General features: G+C 69.5%; 12 protein-coding genes. 8 read left to right on the top strand and 4 right to left on the bottom strand.

The genetic code is table 11. From position 1 onward, the window contains the following. The first annotated feature begins 8 nt into the window (after positions 1-8). From Ahu01nite_RS52070 to Ahu01nite_RS38530, 3 genes are read left to right on the top strand one after another with little or no spacing between them, the layout of a single operon-like run. A complete protein-coding gene (locus tag Ahu01nite_RS52070; RefSeq protein ID WP_203841683.1) occupies positions 9-764 on the top strand; it encodes a hypothetical protein in 756 nt (251 codons plus the stop codon). A 10-nt stretch (positions 765-774) separates the two neighbouring features. Next, a complete protein-coding gene (locus Ahu01nite_RS38535; protein ID WP_203841682.1) occupies positions 775-1,323 on the top strand; it encodes a helix-turn-helix domain-containing protein in 549 nt (182 codons plus the stop codon). A gap of 14 nt (positions 1,324-1,337) precedes the next feature. Continuing rightward, entirely contained in the window at positions 1,338-1,838 is a 501-nt protein-coding gene (locus Ahu01nite_RS38530; protein ID WP_203841681.1) for an immunity 21 family protein, read from the top strand. 68 nt (positions 1,839-1,906) lie between these two features. Here the strand turns inward: Ahu01nite_RS38530 and Ahu01nite_RS38525 are convergent, their stop codons facing one another. Genes Ahu01nite_RS38525 through Ahu01nite_RS38515 form a run of 3 tightly spaced genes read right to left on the bottom strand, consistent with a single transcriptional unit; the run spans position 1,907 to position 6,547 of the window. After that, positions 1,907-3,244: an MFS transporter gene (locus tag Ahu01nite_RS38525; RefSeq protein WP_203841680.1), complete on the bottom strand. Its 1,338-nt coding sequence runs from the start codon at positions 3,242-3,244 to the stop codon at positions 1,907-1,909. Continuing rightward, positions 3,231-4,757, bottom strand: coding sequence for a Vgb family protein (locus Ahu01nite_RS38520; protein WP_203841679.1), 1,527 nt, complete (start codon positions 4,755-4,757; stop codon positions 3,231-3,233). Before Ahu01nite_RS38520 ends, Ahu01nite_RS38525 begins: the two co-directional genes overlap by 14 nt. A gap of 23 nt (positions 4,758-4,780) precedes the next feature. Further along, on the bottom strand, positions 4,781-6,547 hold the full coding sequence (locus Ahu01nite_RS38515; protein WP_203841678.1) for a flavin-containing monooxygenase: 1,767 nt from the start codon (positions 6,545-6,547) through the stop codon (positions 4,781-4,783). Positions 6,548-6,646: 99 nt separating this feature from the next. On the opposite strand from Ahu01nite_RS38515, the gene Ahu01nite_RS38510 reads away from it, so the two are divergent. Then, a complete protein-coding gene (locus tag Ahu01nite_RS38510) occupies positions 6,647-7,363 on the top strand; it encodes an SDR family NAD(P)-dependent oxidoreductase (RefSeq protein WP_203841677.1) in 717 nt (238 codons plus the stop codon). 48 nt (positions 7,364-7,411) lie between these two features. Then, on the top strand, positions 7,412-8,584 hold the full coding sequence (locus Ahu01nite_RS38505) for a cytochrome P450 (protein WP_239159483.1): 1,173 nt from the start codon (positions 7,412-7,414) through the stop codon (positions 8,582-8,584). Here Ahu01nite_RS38505 and Ahu01nite_RS38500 read toward each other — a convergent pair. Further along, positions 8,560-9,441 carry a saccharopine dehydrogenase family protein gene (locus Ahu01nite_RS38500; protein WP_203841675.1) on the bottom strand — a complete coding sequence of 294 codons (882 nt, stop codon included), beginning with the start codon at positions 9,439-9,441 and terminating at the stop codon, positions 8,560-8,562. The genes Ahu01nite_RS38505 and Ahu01nite_RS38500 overlap by 25 nt on opposite strands. A gap of 76 nt (positions 9,442-9,517) precedes the next feature. Here Ahu01nite_RS38500 and Ahu01nite_RS38495 point away from each other — a divergent pair, with 76 nt between their 5' ends. The 3 genes from Ahu01nite_RS38495 to Ahu01nite_RS38485 all read left to right on the top strand — a co-directional run bounded on the left by Ahu01nite_RS38495 (position 9,518) and on the right by Ahu01nite_RS38485 (position 12,625). After that, complete coding sequence (locus Ahu01nite_RS38495) at positions 9,518-10,345, top strand: AraC family transcriptional regulator (protein ID WP_203841674.1); 828 nt, start codon at positions 9,518-9,520, stop codon at positions 10,343-10,345. A 583-nt stretch (positions 10,346-10,928) separates the two neighbouring features. Then, positions 10,929-11,474, top strand: a complete 546-nt coding sequence (locus Ahu01nite_RS38490) for a TetR/AcrR family transcriptional regulator (protein ID WP_239159482.1) — start codon at positions 10,929-10,931, stop codon at positions 11,472-11,474. Positions 11,475-11,479: 5 nt separating this feature from the next. Beyond that, positions 11,480-12,625: a GDSL-type esterase/lipase family protein gene (locus Ahu01nite_RS38485; protein WP_203841672.1), complete on the top strand. Its 1,146-nt coding sequence runs from the start codon at positions 11,480-11,482 to the stop codon at positions 12,623-12,625. Positions 12,626-12,633: the final 8 nt, after the last annotated feature.

Below are 12,633 nucleotides of genomic sequence, written 5' to 3'. Positions count from 1 at the left end.
GGGGACGGGTGTACCAGCTGGCCGCTGTTGTCGGCGACGAGGGGATGCTCCGGGACCGTGTCTCCGGCGTGAACCACGGAGTCGTCGGGGTGCTTCGCGGTGGCCTGGCGATGGTGCCGGTCACTGACGCCCTGTTCGAGGAGCTGGCCGGTTCCTGGCGCGGTGGCCCGTTTTTCGAGCAGATGCCCCCGGCGTTCGAACGGGCGCTGGCCGGGTGGTCCGTGCATGGCCCGCTCGCGTTCGTGCAGGCCAGTTTTCACGGCGGCGAGGGGGAGCAACTCGCCGCTGTGTGGCGGGACGGGGCACTGGCCTGGGGCCCGGTCTTCGACGGCAGATTCGACGGGCCGCGGGAGCAGTGGCCGATCAACGCCGCCCTGGCCCAGCTCGGGGTGAAACAGAGCGGCCATACGTACTCGTGGAACCCTGACCTGTTCGACGAGGTCGGTTTCGGCATGGAACGGGACATGACCGATTGGCTGGCCCACGCTCGCGCCGGGCTGACACTGCCCTCCCTCGAGGCGCTGGCGCGGGCGGAGCAACGCCACGACGTCGAGCGGGCACTGGCTCAGATTCGCCCGGATCTGGACGGCCGGGCGATCATGACGTTGCTGGACATCGCGCCCGGGCCGCTGGTCGGTGCGGCGACGCGACGGTTGCGCGAACTGAGTCTCGAACGTGGCCCGCTACCCCGTGGGGAGGCCGAGGCCGAACTGCGCGTGTGGGCTCACGAACAGGGCATCGGCCGGCGCACAGAGGACACCTAGGCTGTTACGAGTGAATGATGAGCTGACTCCCGCCCAGGTTGGCGCACTGGTCAACAAGGACGACGGCTACCGGGAGACTCTGGTGGCGCTCCTGAACGAGCGCGTGGGGCGATGGGCCTGGTGGGACCGCTCCTGGCGGGTCACTGAGATCCGGGAGGTGCAGGACCGGGAGATCAACGGGTGGCTGCACCACGTGACCATCAGTGGGGTGCTCGGTCGGGAGGCGGGGGAGACGCTGCCGGTGTCGGTCTTCGCGCGGGTGGCGGGGCCGCACCTGGACCGGTTCGAGGTGCGGGTGGGGGACACGGTCATCGGGCCACCGATCCGGGACAGCGATCCGCACCCGTTCGGGGCGATCTTCAGTGCGCTGATGGACCGGCGGGGGATTTCGCGCAGGGACATGGCTCGTCGCTGCTACCTCGCGGAGTCGAGCGTGGCGAAAATGCGGGCGGGTTACCTGGTGCCGCGCCGACCGGATCACCTGGCCGCGCTGGCGGCGGCGCTCGACCTGTCCGTCGGCGACCTGAGGGCGATCGCGGGCCTGCCAGAGGACGACTGAGGCAGCTGGAGGACATGGTGCTCAATACGTGGGTTTCGTCGCTTGGCGGGCCGTTGGTTGTCGTTCCCCGATCAGCGCTGGCTCTCTGGGAAGGTGGTGATTCCGGTGAGGACGAGGGGGACTACGGCCGGGCGTGTGCGGTGGACGGTTACCTCGGCCTGGTTGCTGTTGGTCAGGAGCAGGCGCTTGTCCTGGGTGATGAGCCGACGCTGACGACGTACCTCCCTTCGGAGCGGTTGTTCCTGCGGTGGGCGGCGGCGTATGAGGAAGCAGATCTGGTGAGCGCCGCGCGCCGGGCGGTCCGTGAGGGCGTGGAGTGGGACGCCGGGGAGGATGTCCGCTGGGTGGTGGACGGGCCGGTGGTGTTGTTCGACTCCGCCTGGCCCGGGGCGGAGTTGGAGCCCGACAACCATCTGGTGGTCGATCTGCTTCCGGGCACGTACCGGGTGCGGGCGACGTATCGCGTTGATGGCGACAACTGGATGGTCCTCGTCCAGCTCCAGCCCGTGCCGTGAAGCACCTGCAGTCGCAGGTCTGCCCGAGGACGTCTGACGTAGTCGAAGCCTGGACGCGGGTGAGGGGGTCAGGTCTCGCGACGGGGGCCGATTGTCACCTGATCCAGGGTAGGGGCGGCCTGGGGGACGTCGAGGCTGGTGCGGAGGGTGACTGGTTTTAGCAGGACCGCCGCGACGATGCCCAGGGTTGCCACGCCGGCGGAGATCAGGAAGACCTGGCCGGTTGCGTCGCCGAAGGCTGTGGCGGGGGAGGTGCCGGCGGCTGTGGAAGACGCGACCTGGCGGGCGAGGACAGCGCCCAGGACCGCGACGCCGATCGTGCCGCCCAGGGAGCGGAAGAAGGCGACCGTGGAGCTCGCCGCGCCGATGTCGCTGAGAGGGACGACGTTCTGGACGACCAGGACGAAGTTTTGCAGGGTCATGCCAACGCCCGCGCCGACCAGGACCATTGCTACGGCGATGAGGGCTATGGGCGTACCCACATCTATGAGGCCGAGGAGCACGAAGCCGGTGGTGAGGGAGACCGCGCCGGTGACCACGAAGGGTTTGAGGTGGCCGGTGCGGGTGATCAGGCGGCCCGCGACGATGGAGGCGATGAGGATGCCGGCCATCATCGGGATGGTGAGCAGGCCGGCCTGGGTGGGGGTGTGGCCGCGGCTGAGCTGGAAGTACTGGGTGAGGAAGACGGCGGCGCCGTACATGGCGGTGCCGGCGGCGAGGCTGCCGAGGATGGCCAGGGCGGTGGTGCGGCTGCGCAGGATGCGGGGCGGGACGATGGGTTCGGCGGCTCGGGTTTCGACCCAGGCGGCCAGGAGCAGCAGGGTGAGGGCGCCGCCGGCCATGGCGAAAGTCTGCCAGGAGAGCCAGGCGAAGGCGTCGTCGACGAAGGAGATCCAGATGAGCAGGAGGCTGACGCCTGCGGTGATCAGGGTGGCGCCCGCGTAGTCGATTGTCACGTTGTCGCGGCGGACCGTGGCGATTCGCAGGGTGAGCTGCAGCAGGATGAGGGCGGCTATGGCGAACGGGATGGCGATGAAGAAGCACCAGCGCCAGCCGAGCCAGGCCGTGTCGACGATGACGCCGCCGAGCAGGGGGCCCCCGATGGTGGAGACCGCGGTGACGCTGCTCAGGTATCCGCTGTAGCGGCCGCGTTCGCGGGGCGGGATCATCGCGGCGATCGCGATCTGGACGAGGGCCTTCTTGCTGAACAGGTCGGCGAGTTTGCCCCAGATCGGGGTGGCGGCGGTCGCGGCGAGCAGGGTCGCGGTGACCACCCACGTGTACTGGGACTGCGTACCGTGCAGGTCGCCGATCATCCGGGGCAGTGCGGTGGAGACGACGGTGCTGCTCAGCGTCGAGACGAACAACGCGAGCAGCAGGCCGCTGAGGGCTTTAGGGGTGCTCATCAGGCTTTTCCAGGAGGGAGAGGATGGTGCCTTCGCCGTCGTTGGCCAGGTGGAGGGTGCCGTCGGGGGCGACCGCGAGGCCGGCGAACCGCTGCGGGACGCCCGGCATGCCGTTGGTGAACAGCTCGGTGCGGGGGAGCGGCGTCCCCACCGCAAGATCCGTGATGTCGGTACGCGTAGAGCCCGTCACGAGATCGAGCACGCGCAACGATCGCGTGCCCGCTTCCACGACGAACAGCTCGTCACCACGGATGGCGATGCCCTGCGGGGAATCCAGCCCCGGGAAGACAACCGTGCCTGAAGAAACGACAACCCCGCGGTCGGAATCGCTGATGTAGAGGCGCCCCGAGGCGTCCAGGGCCACGTCGACGGGATGGCCGAGATCGGTCACCAGCGGCGTCACCGTGTCGTCCGGGGAGATCGCCACCACGCGGCCCGCTCCGGCTTCGGCGACGAGAATCGCGCCGTCCGCGCGTACACATAGGCCCAGGGGTTGATCGAGGCCGGAAGCCCGCGTGCGCACCTGGCGTGACCCGCGGTCGTATGTCTTGACCTGGCCGTATTGGGACGTCAGGTGGAGCAGGTCGCCGTCCGCGACGATGCCGTGGACGAAATGGAGCAGCTCGTCGGCGGGGTCGGGCGGGCTGGCGATCCGGTAGTGGTCGCCGGCGTGGACCTTGCCGTGCAGGTCGACGGTGATGCCGTAGGGGCCGCTCAGGCCGCGCGGCACGAGCTCGCGGGTGCGGCCGTCGGGGTGCAGCTCCAGCACGCCGCCGGTGGAGAAACTGGAGACGAACATCCGGTTCTCCGCGTCGAAGGCCGCGTTGTCCAGTCCCGCTACGTTGCTGACTTTTTCGGTACGCCCACCGCTGCCGAACAGATCAACGCAGGTCACGACCCCGTTCACGCCCCGCGACAGCACCTGCAGCACACCGCCGCGATCGAAGCGGACGGCCACCGGGTCGCTCACGCCGGCCTCGACGAGTTCCGGGTCGCCGCCGTCGGGAGAGATCCGGAAGATCTGCCCGGTGACCATGTGCGGGTAGTACAGATTGCCGTCCGGGCCGCGCTGCATCGCGTTGCCCAGCGCGAGTCCCTCGGTGAGCACCACGGGCTCGCCGCCGCCGGGAAACAGCTCCAGCAGCCGCCCGTTCATCCGCATCTCGTTGACGAACAGGCGGTCGCCGACGCAGGTGATGCCGTTCGGGACGCGTACCGAATCGGACACCAGGTCGTAGTCGCCCGCGGGGGTGCGCCGCCAGACCCGGCCCGGCACCAGGTCGGCGATGTACATGGCGCCGTCCGGGCCGAACGCGAGATCGTCCGGGGCCTCGACCGGGCTGTCCGCGCCGGTGATGTCCTCGAGGTCACCGGTGGCGAGGTCGAGCGCGCTGATCCGCCCGGCCAGGAACTGCGCGATGTAGAGCCGCCCGTCCGGGCCGAACGCGACGCCGTTGGAGCCCCACAACCGGTTCGGCGGCATCATCCTGCGGATCTCCCACCGGCTGCTCACCGGCTCGGACGTCCCGCAGCGGCTCACCGGGTGACCAGGACGTCGTCCAGGCCGCCACCGGCACGCCACTCCCGCAACAGTGCGTGGAAGGCGACGGGACCCGGACCGTACGCGTTGCTGACCGTCCTCGGTTTGCCCTCGTTGTTGTAGTAGCCGGGGGTGCACTCGGAAAGGAACTCGTAGTTGTTTGGTGCGTTCGCGCGGATGGTGGCGACCCATGCGCTCTCGGCCTCGGCGCTCGGCTCGATGCGGGCGGCCCCGGACTCGCGGGCGGCGGCGACGACCGCGGCGATGTGGGTGGCCTGCTCCTGCAGGACGTGCACGAAGTTCACCGACGCGGCGTTCTGCAACGAGCCGAGGTGGAACAGGTTGGGGAATCCGTTGCTGTAGAGGCCGTGCAGCGTACGCGGCCCCTGCGCCCACGAGTGCAGCAACTGCGTCCCGCCGCGGCCGTGCACGGGCAGGCGGCCGGACACGATGCCGGAGATGCCGACCTCGAAGCCGGTGGCGAAGATGATGCAGTCGACCTCGTACTCCCGGCCGCCGACGACCACCGAGGTCTCCGTCATCCGCTCGATGCCGCCGTGGTCCGCGGTGTCGACCAGCGTGACGTTGCTCCGGTTGAACGCCTGCAGGTACAGGTCGCTGAACGTGGGCCGCTTGCACATGTAGCGGTACCAGGGTTTGAGCAGCTCCGCGACGGCCGGGTCGTCGACCACCGCGTCGACGCGGGCCCGGATCTCGTTCATCTTGACGAAGTCCGCGTACTCGCTGGTGTCCTCGCCCGCCGGGACGGTGCCGGGCAGCATCTTGCGCTGCAGCAGCGCGGTGCCGGTCCAGCCGTCGCCGACCAGGTCCTCCTCGGCGTCGCCGCCGGTGACGATGGACAGGAAGTTCTCCATCCGCGCCTGCTGCCAGCCCGGTTGCAGCGCCTTCGCCCATTCCGGGTCGGTCGGGCGGTTGGCTCGTACGTCGACCGAGGACGGCGTGCGCTGGAAGACGTACAACTGCTCGGCATCGCGGGCCAGGTGCGGGATGACCTGGATGCCGGTTGCGCCGGTCCCGACGACGGCGACCCGCTTGTCCGCGAGCTTCGTCAGGCCGCCGATCTGGTCGCCGCCGGTGTAGCCGTAGTCCCAGCGGCTCGTGTGGAACGTGTGGCCCCGGAAGCTCTCGATGCCGGGGATGCCGGGCAGTTTCGGCTGGGTGAGCGTGCCGCTGGAGACGATGACGTAGCGGGCGCGGGTCTCGTCGCCGCGGTCGGTCCGCACGATCCACTCGGCGCTGTCGTCGTCCCAGCGCAGCTCGGTGACCCGGGTGTGGAACAGGGCGTCGTCGTAGAGGCCGAACCGTTCCGCGATGGCGACGGCGTGCTGCCGGATCTCCTCGCCGGGGGCGTACCGCATGGTCGGGACCGTGCCGACCTCCTCCAGCAACGGCATGTACACGTACGACTCGATGTCGCAGTGGATGCCGGGATAGCGGTTCCAGTACCACGTGCCGCCGAAGTCACCGGCCTCCTCGACCATCCGGATACTCCCGACACCGGCCTGGCGCAGCCGTGCCCCGGTCAGCAGCCCGCCGAACCCGCCGCCGATCACCAGGGCCTCGACCCGGTCGGTCAGCGGTTCACGCTCGGTCTTCGGCGTGTACGGGTCGGTGGCGTAGTAGCCGAACCCGCCGGTCGTGCGCTGGTACTGGGCGTTGCCGTCGGGGCGGATGCGGCGATCACGCTCGGCCCGGTACTTGGCGCGGAGGGCAACGAGGTCGGGGGAGTCGGATGTGGACATAGGGGATAGCTAAACGACCTTGGGGCGTACCCGTCAAGCAATTGACTTAAATCGGATGACGTCAGGTTCCCGTCAGGATCGTGTGATTCGCTGCCCTTTGTGGACTCACTGCGCTTCGCGGGTAGAACCGTCATCGTGACCGGGGCCGGCTCGGGGATCGGGCATGCCACCGCCACCCGGATCGTGGCCGGGGGCGGCAAGGTCGTGGCCGTCGACATCAACGCCACGAGCTGGGACAACGGTGTTGTCGGGGACCTCACCGATCCCGCGCTGATCGGGCGGATCGCCGAGGCGGCCGGCGGGCCGGTGCACGGGCTGGCGAACATCGCCGGGATCATGGACGGGTTCCTGCCGCCCGACGAGGTCGACGACGCCACCTGGGACCAGGTCTTCGCCGTGAATCTCACCGCGGTGATGCGGCTGACCCGGGCGGTGCTGCCGGGGATGATCGAGGCGGGTGGCGGGGCGATCGTCAACGTCGCGTCCGAGGCGGCGCTGCGGCCGTCGGCTGCCGGGGCGGCGTACACGGCTTCCAAGCACGCCGTGGTCGGCTACACCAAGAGCGTCGCGTTCTTCCACGGGCCGCAGGGGGTGCGGGCCAACGTCGTCGCGCCCGGGCCGACGGTGACCAACATCGAAGGATCAATGCGCTCCGCGTACGCAGGACGCCGCGCCGGGCCGGTCATGCAGGCCACGATGCCGCCGCCGACGTCCGCGGACCGGATCGCCGCCGCGATCACGTGGCTGCTCAGCGACGACTCGGCCAACGTGAACGGGATCGTGCTGCCCAGCGATGGAGGGTGGTCCGTTGCTTGACTTTCCGGATATAGTGGGCGTTGACTGATTTCTATGCATACGTTCCCCATGGCACGTGCAGCGTCATGCCCGTTCGACCCGCCGCCGCAGCTCAAGGACCTGCAGGAAGAGGCCCCGCTGACCCGCGTCGAGCTCTGGGACGGCTCGACCCCGTGGCTGGTCACCCGCTACGACGAACAGCGCACCCTGCTGCAGGACCCCCGCCTCAGCTCCGTGGTCACCCGCCCCGGATATCCGTCACCGGCGCCGCTGCGTCCCGGCGCCGACTCGATCGGCTTCATCCTGATGGACGACCCGGAGCACATGCGGCTGCGGCGCATGGTCACCGCCCCGTTCGCGATGAAACGCGTCGCGGCCATGCGCCCCGCCGTCCAGCGCATCGTCGACTCGCTCCTCGACGACCTGCTCGCCGGCCCGAACCCGGTCGACCTGGTCGAGGCGTTCGCGCTGCCGGTGCCGTCCCTGGTGATCTGCGAACTGCTCGGCGTCCCCTACGCCGACCACGACCTGTTCCAGGCGCACAGCCGCAACCTGGTCAGCCGCTCGGTATCCCCGGAGGATCGCGGCGCGTCCTTCGGGGCGCTCAACGAATACCTCACCGGACTGCTCGACAAGAAGGCCGCCGAACCCGCCGAGGACGTCCTCTCCGGCCTCGCCGCCCGCGTCACGGCAGGCGAGCTGACCCGGCGCGAAGCCGCGGGCATGGGGGTCCTGCTCCTGATCGCCGGGCACGAGACCACTGCCAACATGATCGCGCTGGGCACGGCCGCGCTGCTCGAACACCCCGATCAGCTCGCCCTGCTGCGCTCGTCGGACGACCCCGCGCTCGTCGGGTCCGCGGTCGAGGAGTTGCTGCGCTACCTCAACATCACCCACAACGGCCGCCGCCGCTCGGCCGTCGAGGACATCGAGATCGCCGGCGAGACCATCCGCGCCGGCGAGGGCGTGATCATGGCCAACGACATCGGCAACCGCGACCCCGCGATCTTCGACAACCCCGACGACCTCGACCTGACCCGCGCCGGCAACCGGCACGTCGCGTTCGGCTTCGGCATCCACCAGTGCCTCGGCCAGCCCCTCGCCCGCCTGGAACTCCAGGTCGTCTACAGCACCCTCTACCGCCGCATCCCCACCCTGCGGCTGGCCGCCGGCCTGGAGAAGATCCCCTTCAAACACGACGGCTCGGTGTACGGGGTCTACGAACTGCCCGTCACCTGGTGAACTATCCCGTACGCCCTGAGCGCCCCGAGAAACTCCGCCGCGTCGAGCACTTCGCCCGGAGCCGCCACCCCCGTCCTCTCCGTAGCCGTCAGCCGTAGCAGCGTCTCGACGGCGATGACGGCGGTGGTGCCATACGTGTCCCGCCCCTCGACGACGCCCTGTACTTCGCGGTTGTCGAGGGTGCGGGCGTCGACGACGTACCGGAAACGCTGGAGTCGCCGATCCTCCTCGCCCGGCCCCTCCGGCAAGCTCTCGATCAGCCCTGCGGCCAGCGGCGTGCCGAACCCCGCCGCGAGCGCCGTACTGACAAATCCCTCGACCCGCCCGACCTGGACGTGCCGCGGAATGGTCAGCACCTCGGTCAGCGGGAAACCGGTGTCGCCCTCGGCGCGGGGCCGCCACCTGATCCCGGCGAGCGACCGCAGGGAACCCCGCGAAGCACCGCCGCCACCCACGATGTCGTGCGTGACAGCGATATCCGCGAGCGGCCCCCACCGGTCCGCGATCAGATGGGCGAGCAGATCGGTAGGCACCCCGGCATCGGTGGCTGCCGGCACAGCGGGCCCCATACCGCTCAACGCGTACGTGTCCCTCAGGTAAGCCTGCTCGCCCGCGGTGTCGACATAGGGGATTCCGGCGTCCAGCGCCGCCCGCAACGGCCCGAGCCCGGAGATCAGGAACGGCCCGGCGCAGTTGACGACCCCGTCGGAGCCGGTGAACGCCTCGGTCAGGGCCGCGTGATCGGTCGCGGCGGCGTCCGCGCGCCCGAGCGGGACGGCTGTGATGGCACGGCGGGCGAGCTCGGCCAGGACGAGACGCCCCTGGTAGCCGGCCGCGCCGTAGACGGCAATCTTCATTCCCCGACGCTATGGCTGCTCGATGAGCCGTTCAATGCGTGAAACAGCCTTCTCCATGTGCGATACGCTCACCATCATGGACGTTCTGTCCGACGCTGTTGCCACTTTGCGGATCGGCCGTCCGCACTCGTCGATCGTCCGGCTCACGTCGGACCGTGCTCTCGGGGCGGTGGCGGGTGCGGGCTTCCACGTCGTACTCGAAGGCTCCTGCCTGGTCACGACGGCCTCAACTCCACCGGTGCCGCTCGCAGCCGGCGATGTCGTCTTCCTGCCGCGGGGCAGCGCGCACGGCCTCTCCGGCACTGACGCCGTCCTGCTGTGCGGCGCTTACCTGCTCGACCGTTCCCGGTCCCACCCGCTGCTCGACGGCCTGCCTCCGGTGATCCACCTGCCGTCCGGCTCCTGCGACGGACTGCGCACCACAGTGGACCTCGTCGGCGCCGAACTGCGGGGTCCGCGCCCGGGGGCCGACGCGATGCTTCCCGCCCTGCTCGACGTGCTCCTGCTGCAGATGCTGCGCGCTCACTACTCCGAATCCGACACCGGCTGGGCAGCGACTCTGCGCGACCCGGCGGTCGCCGCCGTGCTCCGTGCCATCCACGGTGACGTTGCCAGCCCCTGGACGGTGCCGGCCCTGGCCGCTGAGGCGGGCCTGTCCCGGGCCTCTCTCGGCCGCCGGTTCACGGCCCTGGTCGGCCGTCCGCCCCTGTCCTACCTCACCTGGTGGCGGATGACCGTGGCGGCCGGTCTGCTCACCGCCTCGGCCGCACCCCTGGCCACGATCGCCCGGCAGGTGGGTTACACCTCGGAGTTCGCCTTCGCGGCAGCGTTCAAACGCTCGCACGGCCGACCCCCGGGGGTCTTCCGGCGTGAGTCAGCGCCGCCCGGTGTTCTGAGTCTTTGATTCGTTTGCGGTAGGTGGCGAGGGCGTCAGGTCTAGCTGCGGGGCACGACGTTGCGCCGAAACCCGCGATGCCGCAACATTCTGCGGCTTCAGGTGTCAAGCATGGACCAATCACGTCTGGCCGGAAGACATGTGTTTCGCTGTCAGACACGATTGCTCGGAATTGACGAACAAGGCCGCACAAAGTTGTCGTATATCGGTGCTTCGCGCAACATCTAGCCTCGCGACCTTGCGGCCGTTGGTGTCCCGTGGCCGAGAGTCACGTCCGGACCGGCCGGAATGACTAGCCATGGCCCTACGTCCGGACCCCAACCGCCGACGAGATTCTCACCACCCGACTGCGAACGAATCAAAGGCTCAAGACGGCAGGCCGACCGTGATCAGGCCGACCGTGAGCGAGCCGACCGTGATCAGGCCCCTGTTTAGGTTGTGTGCAATTAAGTTGTGCACAACCTAACGGCACACAACCTAACGGCACACAACCTAACGGCACACAACCTAACGGCACGCAACCTAAAGGTGTTAGGCGAATGTGTGTTAGCGTTAGGAAGTGCAGAGGGCGGGGTTGACGAGGGAGCGGCTGGTGCTGGCTGGGGCCGAGCTGGCGGACGAGATCGGGTTTGCGGCGGTGACCGTGTCCGAGCTGGCGCGGCGGGCCGGGGTCAAGGTGCCCAGCCTGTATTCGCATGTGCGCAGTTCGCAGGATCTCAAGACCCGGATCGCTCTGCTGGCGCTGGAGGAGCTGGCCGATCGTGGTTCCGCGGCGCTGGCCGGGCGGGCCGGTAAGGACGCGCTCGCGGCGCTGGCGAATGTCTACCGTGATTATGCGCGTGAGCATCCCGGGCGGTATGCGGCCACTCAGATGCCCCTTGACGCGGAAACGGCGCTCAGTAGTGCCGGCCCCCGGCATTCGCAGATGACGCGGGCGATCCTGCGGGGCTATGACCTGACCGAACCCGATCAGACCCACGCCGTACGACTGCTGGGCAGCGTTTTCCACGGCTACGTCAGCCTCGAGCTGACCGGCGGGTTCAGTCACAGCGCCCCGGATTCCGCGGAGTCGTGGGCGCGGATCCTGGATGCGCTCGACGCGATGCTGCGGGCCTGGCCCCCTACCCCGGAAAGGTGAGCACCATGGATTGGATAACCACGCCGATCAGCGCGGAGTTGCTGCGCGGCGCATCGGAGCTGGAGCGCACCTCGCGTGGGCTGTTGCCGCACCGGCTGCCGGCGTGGGCCCGCGCGCAGAGCCCCGATCCGCAGCTGGCGATGGTGGAGGCGCAACCTTCGGGCGTGCGTCTCGTCTTCCGCACCCGCGCGACCGCGGTCGAGCTGGAGACCCTGCCCACCAAGCGGGTGTACGCGGGATTCCCGCCGCGTCCCGAAGGCGTCTACGACCTGCTCGTCGACGGCCGGCTCACCGGGCAGGGCAGCGTGATCGGCGGCAACACCCTGACCATCGACATGGCGACCGGCACCGCCGACTACCGCGACGGCGAGCCGGGAGCTGTGGTTTTCGGCGGGCTGGCGGACGAGTCCAAGGTTGTCGAGATCTGGTTGCCGCACAACGAGACCACCGAGCTCGTGGCGCTGCGCACCGACGCTCCGATCGAGGCGGTCGCGGAGTCGGGGCGACGGGTGTGGCTGCATCACGGCAGCTCGATCAGTCACGGTTCGGATGCCGCGAGTCCGTCGACGACGTGGCCTGCGCTGGCGGCGGCCGGCGGGGGAGTGGAGCTGATCAACCTGGGGCTGGGCGGCAGTGCGCTGCTCGATCCGTTCACCGCGCGGACGATGCGGGACATCCCGGCCGACCTGATCAGCGTCAAGATCGGGATCAACCTGGTGAACGCCGATCTCATGCGGTTGCGTGCCTTCACGCCCGCCGTGCACGGGTTCCTCGACATGATCCGGGACGGGCATCCGGACGTGCCGCTGCTGGTGATCTCGCCGATCCTGTGCCCGATCCACGAGGACACCCCGGGGCCGGGCGCGTTCGATGTCGAGGCTCTCCAGGAGGGCCGGGTCGCGTTTGTCGCCACCGGTGAGCCCGGCGGCGGGAGGCTGACCCTGCGCGTGATCCGCGAGGAGCTGGCCCGGATCGTGGCGCAGCGGGCCGCCCAGGACCCGAACCTGCATTATCTCGACGGCCTGGAGCTCTATGGCGAGGGGGACCCGCCGCTGCCGGACCGGCTGCACCCCGACGCCGCGACCCACCGGCTCATGGGCGAGCGGTTCGCCAAGGCGGCGTTCGGCGGGGTTTTTGCCGCCGGGAAGTAGGCGTGGAG

Origin of the sequence: Winogradskya humida (genome assembly GCF_016862215.1) — a bacterium.
Taxonomy (GTDB): Bacteria; Actinomycetota; Actinomycetes; order Mycobacteriales; family Micromonosporaceae; genus Actinoplanes; species Actinoplanes humidus.
Note: the sequence above shows the minus strand (reverse complement) of the source record. Positions and strands in the feature narration are given on the sequence as shown.

What these genes read in the sequence shown, in the direction of transcription:
- Ahu01nite_RS38530 (WP_203841681.1), top strand. Translation starts at nt 1,338, where the DNA reads ATGGTGCTCAATACGTGGGTTTCGTCGCTTGGCGGGCCGTTGGTTGTC.
- Ahu01nite_RS38525 (WP_203841680.1), bottom strand. Translation starts at nt 3,244, where the DNA reads ATGAGCACCCCTAAAGCCCTCAGCGGCCTGCTGCTCGCGTTGTTCGTC.
- Ahu01nite_RS38515 (WP_203841678.1), bottom strand. Translation starts at nt 6,547, where the DNA reads ATGTCCACATCCGACTCCCCCGACCTCGTTGCCCTCCGCGCCAAGTAC.
- Ahu01nite_RS38505 (WP_239159483.1), top strand. Translation starts at nt 7,412, where the DNA reads ATGGCACGTGCAGCGTCATGCCCGTTCGACCCGCCGCCGCAGCTCAAG.
- Ahu01nite_RS38500 (WP_203841675.1), bottom strand. Translation starts at nt 9,441, where the DNA reads ATGAAGATTGCCGTCTACGGCGCGGCCGGCTACCAGGGGCGTCTCGTC.
- Ahu01nite_RS38495 (WP_203841674.1), top strand. Translation starts at nt 9,518, where the DNA reads ATGGACGTTCTGTCCGACGCTGTTGCCACTTTGCGGATCGGCCGTCCG.
- Ahu01nite_RS38485 (WP_203841672.1), top strand. Translation starts at nt 11,480, where the DNA reads ATGGATTGGATAACCACGCCGATCAGCGCGGAGTTGCTGCGCGGCGCA.